13 protein-coding genes are annotated in these 18,454 nt (G+C 69.1%); 8 read left to right on the top strand and 5 right to left on the bottom strand.

Annotated elements, in window-relative coordinates; translation table 11 throughout:
- Window positions 1-11: 11 nt before the first annotated feature.
- From AC07PU_RS05040 to AC07PU_RS05025, 4 genes are read right to left on the bottom strand one after another with little or no spacing between them, the layout of a single operon-like run.
- Window positions 12-1,643 carry an ABC transporter substrate-binding protein gene (locus AC07PU_RS05040; protein ID WP_495315760.1) on the bottom strand — a complete coding sequence of 544 codons (1,632 nt, stop codon included), beginning with the start codon at window positions 1,641-1,643 and terminating at the stop codon, window positions 12-14.
- 2 nt (window positions 1,644-1,645) lie between these two features.
- The gene (locus AC07PU_RS05035) at window positions 1,646-3,280 is read right to left on the bottom strand and encodes an ABC transporter substrate-binding protein (RefSeq protein WP_495315758.1); all 1,635 of its coding nucleotides are present in this window, start codon (window positions 3,278-3,280) and stop codon (window positions 1,646-1,648) included.
- A complete protein-coding gene (locus AC07PU_RS05030; protein ID WP_495315756.1) occupies window positions 3,277-4,830 on the bottom strand; it encodes an amidase in 1,554 nt (517 codons plus the stop codon). The genes AC07PU_RS05035 and AC07PU_RS05030 overlap by 4 nt, the downstream gene beginning before the upstream one ends.
- 21 nt (window positions 4,831-4,851) lie before the next feature.
- A complete protein-coding gene (locus AC07PU_RS05025; protein WP_495315754.1) occupies window positions 4,852-6,456 on the bottom strand; it encodes an ABC transporter substrate-binding protein in 1,605 nt (534 codons plus the stop codon).
- A gap of 220 nt (window positions 6,457-6,676) precedes the next feature.
- On the opposite strand from AC07PU_RS05025, the gene AC07PU_RS05020 reads away from it, so the two are divergent.
- Window positions 6,677-7,912 carry an acyl-CoA dehydrogenase family protein gene (locus AC07PU_RS05020; RefSeq protein WP_495315752.1) on the top strand — a complete coding sequence of 412 codons (1,236 nt, stop codon included), beginning with the start codon at window positions 6,677-6,679 and terminating at the stop codon, window positions 7,910-7,912.
- 131 nt (window positions 7,913-8,043) lie between these two features.
- Here AC07PU_RS05020 and arr read toward each other — a convergent pair whose 3' ends face one another.
- Window positions 8,044-8,454 (bottom strand): NAD(+)--rifampin ADP-ribosyltransferase, encoded by a 411-nt coding sequence (gene arr / locus AC07PU_RS05015; protein ID WP_495315750.1) that lies wholly within the window; start codon window positions 8,452-8,454, stop codon window positions 8,044-8,046.
- 198 nt (window positions 8,455-8,652) lie between these two features.
- Between arr and AC07PU_RS05010 the strand changes: the two genes are divergently transcribed.
- The 7 genes from AC07PU_RS05010 (at window position 8,653) to AC07PU_RS04980 (ending at window position 18,442) form a co-directional block, all read left to right on the top strand.
- A complete protein-coding gene (locus AC07PU_RS05010; RefSeq protein WP_495315748.1) occupies window positions 8,653-9,837 on the top strand; it encodes an LLM class flavin-dependent oxidoreductase in 1,185 nt (394 codons plus the stop codon).
- Window positions 9,838-9,898: 61 nt separating this feature from the next.
- A complete protein-coding gene (locus AC07PU_RS05005; protein ID WP_495315820.1) occupies window positions 9,899-10,924 on the top strand; it encodes an aldo/keto reductase in 1,026 nt (341 codons plus the stop codon).
- Window positions 10,921-12,159 carry an SfnB family sulfur acquisition oxidoreductase gene (locus AC07PU_RS05000; protein WP_495315746.1) on the top strand — a complete coding sequence of 413 codons (1,239 nt, stop codon included), beginning with the start codon at window positions 10,921-10,923 and terminating at the stop codon, window positions 12,157-12,159. The genes AC07PU_RS05005 and AC07PU_RS05000 overlap by 4 nt, the downstream gene beginning before the upstream one ends.
- A 33-nt stretch (window positions 12,160-12,192) precedes the next feature.
- Window positions 12,193-13,158: an aliphatic sulfonate ABC transporter substrate-binding protein gene (locus tag AC07PU_RS04995; protein WP_495315744.1), complete on the top strand. Its 966-nt coding sequence runs from the start codon at window positions 12,193-12,195 to the stop codon at window positions 13,156-13,158.
- A 419-nt stretch (window positions 13,159-13,577) separates the two neighbouring features.
- Window positions 13,578-15,827, top strand: a complete 2,250-nt coding sequence (locus AC07PU_RS04990; protein WP_495315742.1) for an alpha/beta hydrolase — start codon at window positions 13,578-13,580, stop codon at window positions 15,825-15,827.
- Between the two features lie 158 nt (window positions 15,828-15,985).
- Window positions 15,986-16,792 (top strand): MetQ/NlpA family ABC transporter substrate-binding protein, encoded by an 807-nt coding sequence (locus tag AC07PU_RS04985; RefSeq protein ID WP_495315740.1) that lies wholly within the window; start codon window positions 15,986-15,988, stop codon window positions 16,790-16,792.
- Window positions 16,793-16,822: 30 nt separating this feature from the next.
- Window positions 16,823-18,442, top strand: coding sequence for an ABC transporter substrate-binding protein (locus AC07PU_RS04980; protein ID WP_495315738.1), 1,620 nt, complete (start codon window positions 16,823-16,825; stop codon window positions 18,440-18,442).
- Window positions 18,443-18,454 lie beyond the last annotated feature (12 nt).

The following is an 18,454-nucleotide window of genomic DNA, read 5'->3' as shown; positions in this document are numbered from 1 at the left end:
TTCACTGTCGATCAGGTGCCGATCCACGCACCGGCCAGGTTGCCGGCGATGCCGTCGGCGCTGACCGTGTGGCCGCGCACGCGGCGGTCGGCGATGGTGTAGTTGTCGAGTGCCAATAACGTGATATCGGGCAGGTCGCGCACGATGTGGCGCTGGAACTCGGCGAAGGCCTGGCGCCGGCGCGCCTCGTCGGTCTCGATGGCGGCCGCCTCGAGCAGCCGGTCGACCTCGGGGTTGTTGTAGCCCGAGCCGTTGGAGAACGGCAGGCCCTTCTTGAAGTTCTTCGACCAATACAGGCGCTGGATGCCCACGGTGGGGTCGAAGGTGTTGCTCATCACGCTCACGTGCAGGTCGAAGGCGCGGTCGGCATAGATGCGGCGCACGTAGGTCGCGAAGTCGGTCGCGTTGATCGTGACCTCGATGCCGATGCGCCCCAGGCTCTGCTTCAGGTACTCGGCGGTGCGCTGGCCGCCCTCGTTGGGAATGGGCGTCAGCGCGAGCTTGAGCCGCAGGTTGGGGCCGGCCTTGCCGCGTGTCAGGCCCGCCGCGTCGAGCAGGGCCTCGGCCTGCTTCGGATCGTGCGGCAGCACCGTCAGGTCGGGCAGGTAGAACTTCGCGAGCGCCGGATGCACCGGGCCCGGGATCAGGCGGCCCTGGCCGTACCACACGGTCTTCTGCACCACCTGGCGGTTGATGGCGTGCGCGATCGCCTGGCGCACGCGCAGGTCCTGCAGCGCGGGGTTCTCGAGGTTGAACTCCACGCGCGAGACGTTGTTGATGTACTGGTAGCCGTTCGGCTCGAACACCAGGTTCGGCCTGGCGCGCAGCCGCTCCACGTCGCCCAGCGGCACCGGCGTGCCCGGGCTCAGGTGCACCTCGCCCTTCTCGATCGCGGCCGCGCGCGCGGCGGCGTCGGGAATGAAGCGCACGATCAACCGGTCGACGTAGGGCTTGGGGTTGTCCCAGTAGTCGGGGTTGCGCTCGTAGCTCACGTGGCTGCCGCGCACCCATTCCTTGAAGACGAAGGGGCCGGTGCCCACGGGCGCGTTGTTGGCCGGGTTGGCGTCGGCCTTGCCGTTCTCGTAGAGGTGCTTCGGCACGATCGGCGACTCGGCCGCCGACAGCGCGGTGATCAGGTAGGGCACCGGCTTCGACAGCACCAGGATCGCGGTGTGCGCATCGGGCGTGCGCACCTCCGACACGCTCGAGAAGGTGGCGCGCCCGCGCGGGTGGTATTGCTTGAGCAGGCCGATCGAATGCGCGACGTCGGCCGAGGTGAAGGGCCGGCCGTCGTGCCACTTCACGCCGCGGCGCAGCGTGAAGCTGTACTGCAGACCGTCGGCGCTCACGCTCCAGGCGGTCGCGAGCTGCGGCTGCGGCGAGAGGTCGAAGCCGTAGCTCAGCAGGCCCTCGGTGGTCTTGGCCGAGATCAGCACCGAGGCGCCGGCCGAATGCGCGATGGTGGTGAGCGTGGGCGGCTCGGGATCGATCAGCACGGTCAGCGTGCCGCCGCGCACCGGCGTGCCCGCGTCGCGACCCTGCGCGAGCGCGGACACCGCCGCGAACGGCGAGGCCAGGCCCGCGAGCCCGAGTCCCGCGCCGGCCTGCAGCCAGGCGCGGCGCTCCATGTTCCAGTCCTGCATGCTCATCCCTTGAGGTGAAGATCGGCGAAGTTGCCCGACAGGCCCTCGGCGCCGACCGTGTGTCCGCCGATGCGGCGATTGGCCACCGTGACCTGCGCCACCGCCACCAGCCCGATGGTCGGCAGCTCGCGTGCGATCACGCGCTGGAACTCGGCATAGAGCGCGCGCCGCCTGGCGACGTCGTTCTCGACCGCCGCGGCCTCGAGCAGCCGGTCGACCTCGGGGTTGTCGTAGTGCGCGCCGTTGGAGAAGGGCACGCCGGGGCGGAAGTTCTTCGACCAGTAGAAGCGCTGGATGCCCACCGCGGGATCGAACATCTGGCTCATGCCCTGGTTGTTGAAGTCGAAGTCGCGATCGGTGTAGACGCGCTTGATGTAGGCGCCGAACTCCTGCGTGCGCACCGTCACGTCGATGCCCACGCGCGCGAGCGCCTGGCGGATGTACTGGCCCACGCGGTTGCCGCCGCCGTCGAACACGTCGTGGCTGACGCGAAAGCGCACGCCATCGGCGCCGCGCGCGAAGCCGGCCTCGTCGAGCAGCGCCTCGGCGCGCTTGCGGTCGAAACCCGGCACGCCCGCCGCGGGCTCGTAGAAGGCGCGCAGCACCGGCGAGATCGGGCCCGGCGCGGCCAGGCCGTAGCCGTACCACACGGTCTTGAGGATCACCTCGCGGTCGATCGCATGAGCCACCGCCTGGCGTACCTTGGCATGGCGGAAGTAGGGGTTGTCGAGGTTGAACTCGATGCGCGTGGTCGAGTTGTTGAAGTACTCGTTGCCGCGCGTGTCCAGGCTCAGGTGCGGCAGCGCCTTGAGCCGGTCGAGGTCGGGGATCGGCACCGGCGTCGCGCCGGCCAGGTCGACCGTGCCGCTCTCAAGCGCGGCCGCGGCCGCCGCGGGATCGGGCACGAAGCGCACCACCAGCCTGTCGATGTAGGGCTTTCCGGCATCCCAGTAGTCGGGATTGCGCTCGTAGATGACGTGACTGCCGCGCTGCCATTCCTTGAACACGAAGGGCCCGGTGCCGATCGGCGCGTTGTTGGCCGGATGGCTCGCGAGGTCGCGGCCCTCGTAGACATGGCGCGGCACGATCGGCGACTCGGCGGCCGCCAGCGCGGTCAGCAGGAAGGGCGCGGGCTTGCTCAGCACCAGCACCGCGGTGTGCGCATCGGGCGTGCGCACTTCGCTCACGCTCGCGAAGGTGGCACGACCGCGCGGATGCGACTGCTTGAGCGCGAGGATCGAGAAGGCCACGTCGGCCGAGGTGAAGGGGCGGCCGTCGTGCCACTTCACGCCGCGGCGCAGCCTGAAGGTGTATTGCAGCCCGTCGGGCTGCACTTCCCAGGCCACGGCGAGCTGCGGGCGTGGGCGCAGGTCGAAGTCGTAGCTCAGCAGGCCCTCGACTGCCTTGGGCGACACCAGGAAGGTGCCGGCCGCGGAGTTGACCAGGCCCACCAGCGTGGGCGGCTCGAGCGCGGTGAGCAGGGTGACGACGCTGCCGGGCTTGTGGCGCGGCGCGGCATCCGGCTCGGTATGGGGCGTGGCATTTGCCGCGGCGGCCGGCACCGCGGCCAGCGCGAGCGGCAGCCCCGCGAGCCGCCGGTGGAAATGCCGGCGGCTGATCGGAGGCGTCGGCGTCATGCGGCGGGTGCGGTCGGGGCTGCAGGCGTGGCGGGTGCGGACACGCTGTCCTCGTAGCCCGGCGGCGCGATGAAGCCGCCATAGGCCTCCTCGAGCAGCCGCGCGAAGGCGATGGTGGTGCGGTCCTCGAGGTAGGCGCCGACCGCCTGCGCGCTCACCGGCAGGCCCTCGTCGTCGAGCCCGATCGGGAAGCTGGTGGCCGGCAGGCCCGGCAGCACCGGCAGCCCGGCCCAGGCGAACAGGTCGAGGAAGCGCACCTCGCGCGTGCCGTCCTCGAAGGCCACGGGATAGGTGCGCGCATCCTTGGGCTCGTCGTGGTTGTGGCGGAAGGCCGGCAGTGGCGCCACCGGCGTCACCACCACGTCGAACTGCGCGAAGAAGCGTTCCCACTGGTGGCGCAGCGCCACGCGCGCCTCGTGGTCCTGCAGCCACTGGCTGTGGCGCAGCGTGGAGGCGCGCAGCCAGGCCGCGTCGGCGCTGTCGTCCTCGGGCGAGAGCGCCTCGAACCGCTGCTGCGCGGCCTCGCTGAGCGCCGGCGGCGTGGCCAGCGAGGAGCCCAGCAGGCTGCGGTAGACGCGGTGCGAGCGCACCAGGTCGGGCAGCAGACCCGGCGGCAGGTCGGCCGGCCGGCTCACCTGCACGCCCTGCGTGCGAAGCCGGTCGACCACGCGCTCGCTCACCTGGCGCTCGTGCACGCTGCGCTCGTTGCCGGGCCACTGGTCGATCACCAGCACGCGGAAATCGGACAGCCGCGCATGGCGCGCCGGTGGCAGGGTCGCCTTCCAGCCCTTGGCCAGCAGCGGGTCGCGATTGATCAGCAGGCCGAGCGCGAGCTCCAGATCGGACGCCGTGCGCGCGAGCGGCCCGGCCACCACCAGGTCGCGCTCGGCATGGCGGCCCGAGGGCACGCCGGTGCCGCGCAGCGCCACCAGGCCCGCGGTCGGCTTGTGGCCGTACACGCCGTTGAAGTGCGCGGGAATGCGGATCGAGCCGCCGATGTCGGTGCCGATCTCCAGCGCCACGTAGCCCGCGGCCAGCGCCGCGGCCGAGCCGCCCGAGGAACCGCCCGGCGTGCGCGCCGGGTCCCAGGGGTTGTTGCTGATGCCGTAGACCGCGTTGTAGCTCTGCAGGTCGGCCAGGCCCAGCGGCACGTTGCTCTTGCCGACGATCACCGCGCCGGCCTCGCGCAGCGCGGCCACCGCGAGCGAGTCCTCGCGCGCCACGTTGTCGGCGAAGGCCGGGTTGCCGCTGCTCGTGACCAGGCCCGCCACGTCGAAGGATTCCTTCACCGTGACCGGCACGCCCAGCAGCGGCCGGCGTTCGCCGCGCGCGAGCGCCGCGTCGGCCTCGCGTGCCGCGGCGCGCGCGCGCTCGTCGTCGCGCACGGGCACCGCGTTGAGGGTGGCGTCGAAGCGGTCGATGCGCGCGAGCAGGTGCTCGAGCAGCGCCACCGCGCTGACGCGGCCCTCGGCCAGCGCGCGGGCCTGTTCGCCGGCGCTCGCGAAGCTCAGTTCGTGCAGTTGGTCGTTCGTGATGTCCTGGAGGCTCATGGCGTTGCGTCCGTCTCTGTCTTACTTGCGGGGTTCGATCCAGGCATCGGCGAAGTCGCCGGCCGTGAGGTCGATGCTGTTGTTGAGTTCGTGCACGCGGGTGCTGTAGACCTGCAGCGCCGAATGCACCGTGACCAGCGGCACCACCGGCAGCTCGCGGCCCACGATCTGCTGGATCTGGCGGAACTGGGTGGCGCGCTTCGCGCCGTCGAGCTCGACCGCGGCCTGGCGGAACAGCTCGTCGACCTGCGGGTTGTCGTAGTGCGAGGCATTGATCCAGATCAGCGGATTGCGCACCCCGTCGCCCCAGTAGATGCGCTGCACGCCCACCGTCGGGTCGAACAGCCGGCCCAGGCCGTTGAGGTTGATGTCGAAGTCGCGCGTGCTGTAGACGCGCTTGAGGAAGGTGGGCAGGTCGCCGTCGACGATCTCGACCTTGACGCCGATGCGCGAGAAGGCCGCGCGCAGGTAGTCGCTGGTGCGCTTGAATTCCGCGCCCGGGATGTAGCTCAGCCGCAGCGAGAAGCGCGTGCCGCCCGCGCCGCGCGGCTGGCCGGCCTCGTCGAGCAGGCGGTTGGCCGCGGTCACGTCGAAGGGATAGCGGAAGCTGCTGTCGTCGTAGTAGTCGGCCAGCACGCGCGGGATCGGCGAGTTCACCACTTCCACGCGCTTGTAGTAGATGGTGTCGCGGATGAAGTTGCGGTCGATCGCCTGCGCGATCGCATGCCGCACCTTCGGGTTCGCGAGCACCGGGTTCTCGAGGTTGAACTCGAGGAACGAGGCGTTGTTGAGGAAGGCGTCGTAGGTGGCGTCGACCTTGAGCTTCGGGTTCTTCTCGAGCCGCTCGAGGTCGGCCAGCCCCACGCCGAGCGCCGCGTCGACCTCGCCGGTCTCGACCGCGGTGGAGATCGCGGCCGGATCGCGCACGAACTTCACGATCACGCGGTCGAGGTGCGGATAGCCCTTGCGCCAGTAGTTCGGGTTCTTCTTGAGCACCAGGTGGCTGCCGCGCACCCACTGGTCGAACACGAAGGGACCGGTACCCACCGGCGCCGTGACGTTGGGATTGCCCAGCGGCTCGCCGTCGGCGTAGCGGTGCGAGGGCACGATGGGCAGCTCGGCGGAAGACAGCGACTTCAGCAGGAAAGGTGCGGGCTTCGACAGCACGATCACCGCGGTCAGCGGATCGGGCGCGTCGACGCGCTCCACGTTCGCGAGCGTGATGCGCCCGCGCGGTCCCTGCTTCTTCTGCGTGAGGATCGAATAGCGCACGTCCTCCGCGCTGAAGTCGCGGCCGTCGTGCCACTTCACGCCGGGGCGCAGCTTGAAGGTGTACTTCAGGCCATCGGCGCTGACCTGCCACGACGTGGCGAGCAGCGGCTGCGCGCGGAACTGCGCGTCGTAGCGCAGCAGGCCCTCGGTGATCTTCGCACTGATGTTGCGGTTGTCGGTCTTGGTGTCGAGGAAGGACACCAGCGAGGTCGGCTCCTGCGACACCGCGAGCGTCAGCGTGCCGCCGTCGATGGGTTGGGGGGAGGGTGCGGTGCCCTGCGCGAAGGCGCCCGGGAGCGCGGCGGCCACTGCCGCGGCGAGGGCGACGCGCAGTGCCCATCGATCGAATTTCATTCTCTGACTGGTTAGCGGTTGGGCCGCCGATGGTCTGGGATATCCCCGCGAAATCCAAGCGCGCGCTTAGCATCTTTTCGCGTTTGGAAATGCGCCGTGCTCCACGCGATCCGTGTCCGTTCGCCATTGCAGGAATGCGAGTTTTCTTATGCGGGAAACGGCCATGCCGCGCGCCCATACTGCGTTCATCCTCGACCGCTCGCTGCCCGCACCTTCACCGATGAACGCACCCGACCGCGCCGCGCTGGCGCCCGACCTCCAGACCCTGCTCGATCGCCTGCCCGCGCTGGCAACCGCCATCGCACAAGGCGCCTCGCAGCGCGAGCGCGACCGCGTGCTGCCCTTCGAGGCCTTCGCGCTGTTCCGCGCCTCGGGCCTCGGCGCGCTGCGCGTGCCGCCCGAGCGCGGCGGTCCCGGCGGCTCGGTCGAGGATCTGATCGAGGTCGTTGCGACGCTCGCGGCCGCCGACTCCAATGTCGCGCATGCGCTGCGCATCCACTACAACGCGATCGAGCTCTGGACCACGGCCCCGCCCGATGCGAACAGCGAGCTGCAGCTGGCGCGCGTGCGCGAGGGCGCGCTGTTCGGCGGCGCCTTCACCGAGCTCGGCACGCCCAAGTCGGGCACCGTGACCACCGCGCTCGAGCGCGACGGCGATCGCCTGGTGCTCAACGGCCGCAAGTACTACGCCACCGGCACCGCCTTCTCGGACTACGCGAGCATCGCGGTGCGCGACCCCGAGGGCCGCGACGTCGCCGTCGTCGTGCCCACCCGGCGCGAAGGCCTGCACGTGAAGGACGACTGGGACGGCATGGGCCAGCGCCTGACCGCGAGCGGCAGCCTGGAGTTCGAGGGCCTCGAGGTGCATGCCGACGAGCTGGTGTACGGCAGCCCCAAGACCCTGCAGCGCCGCCATGCATCGTCACTGCGCCAGCTCTACCTGGTGGCCGTGGCCGCGGGCATCGTGCGCAACATCTTTTCCGACGCACTCGACTACGTGCGCCACCATGCGCGGCCGGCCGCGCACAGCCCGGCCGACAGCGCGGCGCAGGACCACTTCACGCAATGGGTGGTCGGCGACCTCGCGACTGCCACGCATGCGGTCGATGCGCTGGTCGCGGACAACGCGCGGCGCCTCGATCGTTCGGCGCAGGCGCTACGACACGATGCGGCGACGGGTCAAGAGAACGAACGCACGCGCCAGCTCGTGCTCGAAGGCGCGCTCGCCACCGCGAAGACCCAGCTCGCGGTGAGCCGCATCGCGCTGCAGGCGGCCGAGCGGCTGTTCGAAGCCGGCGGCGCCTCGGCCACCTCGCGCCGCCACAACTTCGATCGCCACTGGCGCAACCTGCGCACTATCTTCAATCACAATCCGCTGCAGCAGAAGGCACGCGTGATCGGCGACCACCACCTCAACGGCACGACCACGCATCTCGAAGAGGGCAAGGTGTTCTGACAAGGTGTGAATAAACCTACTGCGCGCCCCGATCTCGCACCTGCGGTCCTCACCGTACAGAGTACGGCTGCGGTCCTCGGCGCGACCTCGGGGCGCTCGCTACGGTTTCTTCACACCTTGTTGGCGTTCAGTCAGTCCTCGATTGCCTCGATGCCCGCGCGTCTGAATTCCTCCAGGCGCTCGCGCATCGCCTGCAGCTGCTCGGGCGCATGGCCCTGCCAGTCCTTCACCTCGCCCGTGATCCGCAGCGGCTGCCGCGTGCGGTAGGACTTGGTCGGGTTACCGGGGAATTTCTTGTCGGTCAGGTTGGGGTCGTCCTCGATGGCGCCGGTCGGCTCCACCGTGTAGATCCGGCCGCGGCCCTCGCCGACGGCCAGCTCGGCGCCCCAGGTCGCGGCCTCGAGCGTGGCGCTCAGGTACACATACACGGCCTTCCTGCGCTGGCCGTAGTTGGAGCTGTAGCCGGCCTCGATCAGGTCGCCGATGCTCAGGTCGGCCTTGGTGCCGTGGTAGTAGGGCGGCGGGGTGGGGGTGGCTGACATGTGCGGATGTACCTCCGAGAAAAGTCGAGCCGAAGGAGGTTAGCGGAGTTCCATGCCCACGCTCCTACGCTTTCTCGTGTTCCCACAAAGGCGCCCGCCTTTGCCATTGCGCCTCCCCGCATGTCGATATGCGAATTACGGGCGTGCCATTCCCGCCCCTGCTGGCCAGAATCCGCGCCAGCAGAAAGCAATCCTCCAATGTCCCTGTCACACCGACCCGGTGCCATCGCCGGATGGGAGCGCTTCGTCGCGCCGACCGAATTCGCCGCCAGCCCGATCTCCCGCGCCTTCGAGCAGCCGGTGCTGCTGGGCCTGTTCCTGCCGATCCAGGCCGGCGGCTGGAGCGCGTCGACCTTGCCGCGCACCACCGACTGGCGCTTCGACTACAACCGCGACCTGGTGCTGCAGGCCGAACGGCTGGGCTTCGACCTGGTGTTCGCGCTCTCGCAATGGCTGCCCAAGGGCGGCTACGGCGGGGTCTTCAACGGCAACGCGCTCGACTCCTTCATGACGACGGCCGCGCTCACCGCGGTGACGCAGCGCATCCTGCTGATCTCGACCATCCACGTGCTCTACGGGCCGCTGCATCCGCTGCACCTGGCCAAGTACGCGGCCACGCTCGACCACATCTCGGGCGGGCGCTGGGGCATCAACGTGGTGACGGGGCACCGCGCGGTCGAGCACGAGATGTTCGGCTCGCAGCGCATCGAGCACGACCGGCGCTACGAGCTCGCGGCCGAGTTCCTCGAGGCGGTGCAGCGGCTGTGGGCCGACACCGAGAACTGGTCGTTCAAGGGCGAGTCGCCGTGGAAGCTCGATGGCGCCTTCGTGTCGCCCAAGCCGCGCTTCGGGCGGCCCGTGCTGGTGAACGCGACCGGCTCCGACGCCGGCATCGAATTCGCGGCGCGCTATTCCGACATCGTCTTCATCACCAGCCCGGCCGGCTCGAGCTTTCCGAGCGCGATCGAGGCGCTGCCGGCGCACACGGCGCGCGTGAAGCAGGCCGCGCGCGACGTGGGCCGCGAGGTGCGCACGCTGCTCAATCCCATGGTCGTCAGCCGCGCGACCGAGAAGGAGACCTGGGCCTACCACGATGCGATCGTGGCGCATGCGGACGTCGACCCGCAGGCCAGCTTCAACCGCTTCGACAGCGACGCCCATGCGTGGCGCGGCCGGGTCGGCAACGACGCCGCCAAGCGGCGCGCCATCGGCGGCAACATCGAGGTGATCGGCACGCCCGAGCAGGTGGTCGAGCAGTTCGTGCAGCTCAAGCGCGCGGGCGTCGACGGCCTGCAGCTGAGCTTCTACGACTTCAAGCCCGATCTCGAATTCTTCGGCGACCGCATCCTGCCGCTGATGAAGCAGGCCGGACTGCGCTTCTGATTCCGGCGCGTCACGCGCGCCGTCTCTTCCTACCTCTCTTCTTCCTTCTCCCATGAGCACCATCGACTACCGGCCGCTCGGCCGCAGCGGCATCCTCGTCTCGCCGCTGACCCTCGGCACCATGATGTTCGGCGGCCAGACCGACCGCGTGACCTCGCAACGCATCGCCGACCGCGCGCGTGAGCAGGGCGTGAACTTCATCGACACCGCCAATGCCTACAACCAGGGCCAGTCGGAGACGGTGGTCGGCGAGCTGATCGCGCCGCACCGGCAGCACTGGGTGCTGGCGACCAAGTTCGCCAATGCAGATCCCGACATCGAAGGACCGAACAACCGCGGCACCGGCCGCCACGGCATCGTGCGCTCGGTCGAGGCCAGCCTGAAGCGCCTGGGCACCGACCACATCGACCTGCTGTACCTGCACCGCGAGGACCGCCAGACACCGGTGGAAGAAACCGTGCGTGCACTCGGCGACCTGATCCGCGCGGGCAAGCTGCGCAGCTACGGCCTGTCGAACCACAGCGCCTGGAAGATCGCCGAGTTCGCGCGCACGGCCGATGCGCTCAACGTCGACCGGCCGGTGGCGACGCAGCCGCTCTACAACCTCGCGAACCGCCAGATCGAGGCCGAGCACCTGCCCGCGGCCGAGTACTACGGCCTGGGCGTGGTGTCGTACAGCCCGCTCGCGCGCGGCGTGCTCACGGCCAAGTACCGGCCCGGCGAGGCGCCGCCGCCCGGCACGCGCGCGGGCCGCGACGACAAGCGCATCCTGCAGACCGAATGGCGCCCCGAATCGCTGGAGATCGCGCAGCGCGTGAAGGAACACGTGGAAGGCCGTGGCATCACGGCAGGGCAGTTCGCGCTGGCCTGGGTGCTCAACAACCGGCTCGTGACCTCGGCCATCGCCGGGCCGCGCACGCTCGAGCAGTGGGAAGACTACGTGCCCGCGCTGCAGTACCGCTTCACCGACGCGGACGAGGCGCTGGTCGATGGCCTCGTGACCACCGGCCATTCGTCGCGCCCGGGCTTCAACGATCCCAGCCACCCCTTCTTCGGCCGCAAGCCGCGGCATCGCGCGGCGCCATGAGCGCGCTGGTCGCATCGATCGAGGCCCAGGCGGATCTGCCGCGGACCGCGCGCCGCGTCGAGCCGGCGCAGCGGCTGCGCTCCGATGCCGAGGTGCTCGAAGCCGCGCAGCGCGTGGCCAGGTCGCTGGCCGAAGGCGCGGCCGCGCGCGACAGCCAACGCCTGTTGCCCGAGCGCGAGCTCGACCAGGTCTCGGGCGCCGGTCTGTGGGCCATGAACCTGCCGCGCGCCCATGGTGGCGCGGCCGTGTCGTACGCCACCGTGGCGCGGGTGTTCGCGATCCTGTCGGCGGCCGATGCCTCGATCGGCCAGGTCCAGCAGAACCACAACAGCGCCGTGTTCTGGCTCTCGACCATCGGCAGCGAGGCGCAGAAGGCCTTCTTCCTCGGCGAGATCCTGCGCGGCTGCCGCTTCGGCAATGCCAACGTCGATGCGCCGCGCGACGGCGCCGTGCAGCCGCTGCTGATCGAGCGCACGCCCCGAGGCTGGCTGCTGCGCGGCGAGAAGATCTACGCCACCGGCGCGTTGTTCGCGCACTACGTGTCGGCCATCGGCCTGAACGCGGCCGGCGAGAAGACGGTGGCGATCATTCCGGCGGGCACGCCGGGCCTGACCATCGAGGACGACTGGCAGAGCTTCGGCCAGCGCACCACCGCGAGCGGCCGCGTGCATCTCGACGACGTGCTGCTGCCCGATCTCTGCGTGCTGCCGATCCACCGCGCCTACAGCGAGCAGCCGATGGGCGCGGTCTCGCAGATCAGCCATGTGGGCATCGACCTCGGCATCGCCCAGGCCGCGCTCGACGACACGGTGCGCTTCCTGCGCGAGCAGGCATCGATCGCGCAGCCGGCCGGTGCGCCGCGCGCGATCGTCGATGCACTGGTGATCGCGCAGGTCGGCGAGATCCAGATTCGCCTGCATGCGGCCGAGGCGATGACGCAGCGCGCCGGCCTCGCGCTCGACGAGGCCATCGCCCGGCCTGACCGAGAACGCCGCGCCTCGGCCTCGCTCGCGGTGGCCGAGGCCAAGGTGCTGACCTCGGAGATCGCGCTGCATGCCTCGAGCAAGCTGTTCGAGCTCTGCGGCACGCGTTCCGCGCAGGCGCCGCATGCCTTCGACCGCCACTGGCGCAACGCGCGCGTGCACACGCTGCACGACCCGGTGCGCCACAAGTTCACCGTGGTCGGCGACCACCTGCTCAACGGCATCCTGCCCGAGAGCGCGGGTGCGCTGTGACCCTGGCTCTTTCTCGCTGAATCGATCCCTGCCATGCTGACCCGCCGCCAATTCACTCTCGCCGCAGGCGCCGCCTCGCTGGTCGCCGCCCCTTCCGCCCGGAGCGCCGCCACCGGCCTCAAGGGATCGACCTTGACGCTGGGCTACCAGAAGACCGGCATTCCGCTGGTAGCGCGGCAGCTCAAGGTGTTCGAGAAGCGCTTCGAGCCGCTGGGCATCCGCATCGAATGGGCCGAGTTCACCTCGGGCCTCAACCTGCTGCAGGCGATGGACACCGGCGACGTCGCCTTCGGCAATGCGGGCAACGTGGGCTGCATCTTCCTGCAGGCGTCGGGCGGGCGCGTGGCCTATGTGGCGGCGCAGCCCTCGACGCCGCGCTCCGAAGGCATCCTCGTGAAGGAGGATTCGCCGATCCGCAGCATCGCCGACCTGCAGGGCCGGCGCATCGGCTATGCCAAGGGATCGAGCTCGCACAACCTGGTGGCGGCCGCGCTCGAACGCCAGGGCCTGGACATCAAGGCCGTGACCAGCATCGGCCTGGGCGCGGCCGACGCGGCCTTCGCCTTCGATGGCGGCGACATCGATGCCTGGGCCATCTGGGACCCGTACTTCACCATCGCGCGCCGCCGCAACAGGACGCGCGTGATCGCCTGGCAGGGCGACGTGCTCGAGGACAGCGCCTCCTTCCTGCTCGCCAACACCGGCTTCGCCAAGGCCTGGCCCGCTCATGTGAAGGCGCTGGTCGAGGGCTCGGCCGAGGCCGGCCGCTGGGCCAGGGCCAATCCCGCCGAGGTCGCGAAGTCGGTCGCGGCCGCCACCGGCATGCCGCTGGACGTGGTGACCGAGGTCAATGCCAATGCGGGCTTCGACGTGGTGCCGCTGTCGAACGCGATCCTCGCTTCGCAGCAGCGCACGGCCGACCGGCTGTTCAGGCTCGGCGTGCTGCCGAAATCGGTCGCGGTGCGCGAGGCGGTCTGGGACGACGCGGATCGCGGCTGAGCTTCGCCGAACAGGCGCACAGGATCGCGCGTCGATGAAGCCGGTCAATTGCCTGAATATTAATTAAAAGAACGGCAATTCAGATCAATTGCGACTGATTCCATGGCCTTTCTAAAAGGCATGTGAATTGCTTCTCCGCGCGGTCCGCAATGGCGAGATGCGCACACCACCAGAGACAGGCGTCGCTCGGCGACGCATCGACAGAACCGCATGCGCGAATCGGACACCACTCGGAGCGAGTCGTGCCTCGATCGCGGATCGCTCCCATCGTCGAAACAATGTCTGGGAGAAGATCAATGAATGGACAGCGTTGCATGCGCTTGTTGAAGGCCTGCGCGGTGCTTCTGGGATTCGCGCTCGCGAGCGGATGTGGAGGAGGAGGCGATGGCGGTGCGGGATCCCTGGCCCTGGTTCCACCCGTGTCCACGACCACCGTCACCGGCGGAACGGCCGACCCGGCGCCGACGATTCCGGTGACGACCCCGCCCGAGCCGGAAGATCCTTCCGTCGTCACCCGCTTCACCGCGACCGTGCCCTTCGGAGAGAAGGGCGGCTACCTGTCCTCCGAACAGGTCGTCTATGGCTTCGGCACCACGGCCGTCTCCGATGCGCGCTACAAGGACGTGATCTACACGGTGCCGCTGCAGGGCACGGTGCGCTATCCGACAGGGCCGGCCAGCGTGCAAGGCACATCGAAGGTCCAGCCCTCGGCCAGCGGCGGCCATCCGGTGGTGGTGTTCCTGCACGGCATGCATGATTCCTCCGATCTCAACAATGCCAAGGGCTACGACTACCTGCAGAAGAGCCTGGCCGAGAACGGCTACGTGGCCGTCTCCATCGACGCGGGAAAGATCAACGGGCTCAACGGCAATGCCTCGGATTCCGGTGCGCTGGCGCGCGGGCAGTTGCTGATGACCACGCTCGACCTGCTGCGCGAAGGCAATGAGAGCGGCATCTTCAACGGCGTCGCGCTGCCAGGGCTGAAGGGAAAGATGGACCTCGAGCGCGTGGGCCTGATCGGGCATTCGCGCGGCGCCGAAGCGGTGGCCTATGCGGTGGAACTCAACCGACAGCGCGTGGGCATCAGCTACCAGAACATCGAGGCGACGCGCGCCCTGCGCCTGGCGGCCCTTCCGCTGCAGGCCGCGCAGGAAGCGGCGCAGAAACGGGTCGACGAGGCCCTGACCGCCTCCACCGACGCGGCCGTGCAGCTGCTGCTGGCGAAACTCCAGCTCAAGGCCGCGCAGGATCGGTCACCGCCCGCGCCATCGTCGGAAATCGATGCCCTGGCCCAAGAGGTCGAGCGGCTGCAGCGCGAGGCGCTCGACGCCAAGGCCAGGCTCGACGACGAGCAGTTGGCCCTCGAGAAGGCGGATGCCGCGCTCAGGGACATGAACACGGTGCTTCGACGCATCAACGCGAACAGCGAGCAGTGGCTGCAGCAGATCGCATCCGAGGAGGAGCTGCGCCGCTCCGGGGTCGTGCTGCCCTCGGCCACCGGGCTGCCGCATCGCATCCGCGCGGTGTTTTCGCTGGCGGCGATCAACAAGAAGCAGCTGTCGCGCGTCACGCACGTGCCGTTCATGACCTTGCTGCCGAGTTGCGACGGCGACGTCTACACGCTCGAAGGCGGGCAGATCTTCGACGAGAGCCGCTACACCGCCGAGGACGACAGCGCGCCCAAGTACCAGGTCCTCGTGCGGGGCGCCAACCACAACTTCTACAACGACTACTGGTCCAAGACCGACGATTCGCAGATCCGGGCGCCGCTCTACTGCAAGGCCGCGGAGGCGGAAACCTTGCGCCTGAGCCGCGAAGACCAGCGGCGCAACGGCCAGTTCCTGATGGAATCGTTCATGCGCTACTTCGTCGGCGACGAGTTCCAGTTCGCGCCGTACTGGAAGGGACAGGCGCCGATCCCGGCCGCGGGCTGCCCGGTGGGCGAAAACAGCTGCGACGAACGCGCCGTGCTGACCATCCACCAACCGGCCGCGCAACGCAAGTTGCTGCAGAACTTCCGCAGCGCCGACGCCAGCGCGAGGAATCCGAGCGGACTGTCGACCGCCTACGAGAAGTTCAGCCAGGCCGTGCAATGCCGCTTCCTCGCGCTCAAATCCGATCGCGTCGCAGCATGCAACGATCCCGTGAGCCAGCTCGCCGTCGACCGCCTGTTCAAGGAAGGCGCGCTGTACGACTTCAGCTATGACGCGAAGACGCTGCTGACCTGGTCGATCACGGACCAGGCCCAGCTGCAATGGACCGCGGCCGGCGCCGCGATGACGATCCACACCGGCGACCTCTCCACCAAGGGCTTCGACACGCTGAGCCTGCGCGTCGCCGTGGTGGCACCGATCGGGCAGGAGGTCGAGATCGCGCTGACCGACACGCAGGATCGCAAGGCGGCGATCAAGGGCAGCGACTTCAGCGACGCGCTCTACGGCATCGCGCGCAAGCCCGATGGCGCGATCCCGCTGGTCGACGCGCCCGCGGATGCGATCTATGCCGACACCGGCACCACCCGGCCGCTGCTCAACATGGTGGCGGTTCCGCTGAAGGCCTTCGCGCTGCATGGCGTGGACCTCGCGCACATCAAGCAGGTCACGCTGCGGTTCCCGAAGGCCTCGGGCAGCGTGGCGGTGACCGACGTGCTGCTGCAGCGCATGAACTGAGGATCATGCCCGCCGCTTGCTCGCAAATCACATAAGCAAGCGCCGATTCATCGCTTGGGAGGGCGGCATCGCGCCGCTAACCTGCGCAGCGCCGGACGTTCCTGCGAGGACAGGGCGATCCGGCGTTTTTCATTTCTGACGATGAGGGAATTCCAACCATGACGTTTTCGTTTCAGCGCGCCTTCTCGGTGATGGTGCTGTCGGTGGCCGGTCTGGGCGCGATCTCCGCGCAGGCGCAGGAGACGCTGCGCGTGGCGGCCTCGCCGGTGCCGCATGCCGAGATCCTCGAATTCATCCGCCCGCAGCTCAAGGCGCAGGGCGTGGACCTCGAGGTCAAGGTGTTCAACGACTACGTGCAGCCCAACCTCGCGGTCGGCGACAAGCAGCTCGACGCGAATTTCTTCCAGAACCGTCCCTACCTCGATTCCTTCAACAAGGACCGCAAGACCGACATCGTCGAGGTGCCGAACAGCGACGTGCACATCGAGCCCTTCGGCGCCTACTCGCAGAAGATCAAGAAGACGGCCGACCTGCGCGAGGGCGCGGTGGTGGCCATCCCCAACGATCCGTCGAACTCGGGCCGCGCGCTGGCGCTGCTGGCCAAGCAGGGCCTGCTCAAGCTCAAGGACCCCAGCAACATCAAGTCGACGGCGCGCGACATCGTCTCGAACCCGAAGAAGCTGGTGATCCGCGAGATCGAATCGGCGCAGCTGCCGCGCGCGCTGCCCGACGTGGACCTCGCGCTGATCAACACCAACTACGCGCTCGAGGCCAAGCTCGATCCGGGCCGCGACGCGCTGTTCATCGAGGACGGCCGCAATTCGCCCTATGCCAACTTCATCGCGGCGCGCAAGGACAACCTGCAGTCGCCGGCCATCGCCAAGCTGGTGAAGACGCTGCACACGCCCGAGGCGCGCAAGTTCATCCAGGACAAGTACAAGGGCGCGGTCATCCCGGCGTTCTGAGCGAGCTTCGTTGGCCACACGCATCCGAACATGACATCTCCCTCTCGCAACAAGAACATCGGCCCGCTGCGTCGCCGCACGCTGGCCGCCGGCGCCGCCGCGCTCTCGGCCCTCGCGCTGCTGGCCGCGCCCGCGGCCTGGGCCCAGCCCCGGCAGGGCGGCACGCTGAACTGGCTGGTCAATCCCGTGCCGGCTTCCATCGTGCCGCTGACGACCACGGCCGGCGGCAATGCCGAGATCGGCCCGAAGATCGTCGAAGGCCTGCTGACCTACGACTACGAGCTCAAGCCCAAGCCGCTGCTGGCCACGGCCTGGTCGCTGAGCGCGGACGGCCTGCAATACACCTTCACGCTGCGCAAGGGCGTGAAGTGGCACGACGGCAAGGACTTCACCTCGGCCGACGTGGCCTTCTCGATCCTCACGCTCAAGCAGGTGCACCCGCGCGGCCGCGGCACCTTCGCCAACGTGGTGGAGGTGCGCACGCCCGATCCCTACACGGCCGTGGTGGTGCTGAGCAAGCCCGCGCCCTTCCTGCTGACGGCCCTGGCCGCGACCGAATCGCCGATCGTGCCCAAGCACCTGTACGAAGGCACGGACATCGCGGCGAACAAGTACAACAGCCAGCCGATCGGCACCGGCCCTTTCGTGTTCAAGGAGTGGGTGCAAGGCAGCCACATCATCCTCGAGCGCAACCCGAACTACTGGGACAAGCCCAAGCCCTACCTCGACCGCGTGGTGGTGCGCTTCGTGCTCGATGCCGCAGCGCGCGCGGCGGCGCTCGAGTCGGGCGCAGCCGACCTGGCCAACGGCACCGGCGGCATCCCGCTGTCGGACGTGGAGCGCTTCCGCAAGCTGCCCGGCGTGGAGATCGACACGCGCATCTCGCCGTACCTCGGCAGCCACCAGCAGATCTATTTCAACCTCGACACGCCGGCGCTGCAGAAGGTGGAGGTGCGTCGTGCCATAGCTCAGGCGATCGACGTGAACGCCTTCGCCAAGACGGTCTGGTACGGCCTGGGCACGCCCTCGGCCTCGCCGATCGGCAAGGGGATCTCGCGCTACCACGATGCTAGCATCCAGCCCTATCCCTACGACCCGAAGGCGGCCGAGGCGGCACTCGACGCGGCCGGCTTCAAGCGCGGCGCGGGCGGCACGCGGCTCAAGCTGCGGGTGCTCTACAACCCGTTCCAGGAACGGCGCGCGGCCGACTTCGTGCGCCAGTCGCTGGGCCGCATCGGCATCGACGCCGCGGTCGAGAGCTACGACTTCGCGACCTACGTGACCAAGGCCTACACCGAGCGCGCCTTCGACATCACGCTCGAGAGCCTCACCAACCTGTTCGATCCCACGGTGGGCGTGCAGCGCGTGTTCTGGTCGAAGAACTTCAAGGTCGGACTGCCGTTCTCGAACGCGGCGCACTACGTCAATCCCGAGGTCGACCGGCTGCTGGAAGCGGCTGCCGTGGAGGTGGACGAGACCAGGCGGCGCCAGCTGTTTGTCGACTTCCAGCAGATCGTGCACCGCGACGTGCCTTCGATCGAGCTGGGTGCGAATCCGGCGATCACGGTGCTGGCGAAGAAGGTGCGCGACTACGGGCCTACCGGCGAGCACATCCGGGGAAGCTTCGCGGACCTCTACTTCCAGCCCTGAAGCCGCGCCCGG

Source organism: Variovorax sp. GW821-FHT10D07, assembly GCF_059415325.1.
This window is presented reverse-complemented; position numbering and strand designations above follow the sequence as displayed.

Bases quoted from the DNA above. Each gene is read 5' to 3' on its own strand.
- AC07PU_RS05040 (WP_495315760.1), bottom strand. From the start codon at position 1,643: ATGCAGGACTGGAACATGGAGCGCCGCGCCTGGCTGCAGGCCGGCGCG.
- AC07PU_RS05035 (WP_495315758.1), bottom strand. From the start codon at position 3,280: ATGACGCCGACGCCTCCGATCAGCCGCCGGCATTTCCACCGGCGGCTC.
- AC07PU_RS05030 (WP_495315756.1), bottom strand. From the start codon at position 4,830: ATGAGCCTCCAGGACATCACGAACGACCAACTGCACGAACTGAGCTTC.
- AC07PU_RS05025 (WP_495315754.1), bottom strand. From the start codon at position 6,456: ATGAAATTCGATCGATGGGCACTGCGCGTCGCCCTCGCCGCGGCAGTG.
- AC07PU_RS05020 (WP_495315752.1), top strand. From the start codon at position 6,677: ATGAACGCACCCGACCGCGCCGCGCTGGCGCCCGACCTCCAGACCCTG.
- arr (WP_495315750.1), bottom strand. From the start codon at position 8,454: ATGTCAGCCACCCCCACCCCGCCGCCCTACTACCACGGCACCAAGGCC.
- AC07PU_RS05010 (WP_495315748.1), top strand. From the start codon at position 8,653: ATGTCCCTGTCACACCGACCCGGTGCCATCGCCGGATGGGAGCGCTTC.
- AC07PU_RS05000 (WP_495315746.1), top strand. From the start codon at position 10,921: ATGAGCGCGCTGGTCGCATCGATCGAGGCCCAGGCGGATCTGCCGCGG.
- AC07PU_RS04995 (WP_495315744.1), top strand. From the start codon at position 12,193: ATGCTGACCCGCCGCCAATTCACTCTCGCCGCAGGCGCCGCCTCGCTG.
- AC07PU_RS04985 (WP_495315740.1), top strand. From the start codon at position 15,986: ATGACGTTTTCGTTTCAGCGCGCCTTCTCGGTGATGGTGCTGTCGGTG.
- AC07PU_RS04980 (WP_495315738.1), top strand. From the start codon at position 16,823: ATGACATCTCCCTCTCGCAACAAGAACATCGGCCCGCTGCGTCGCCGC.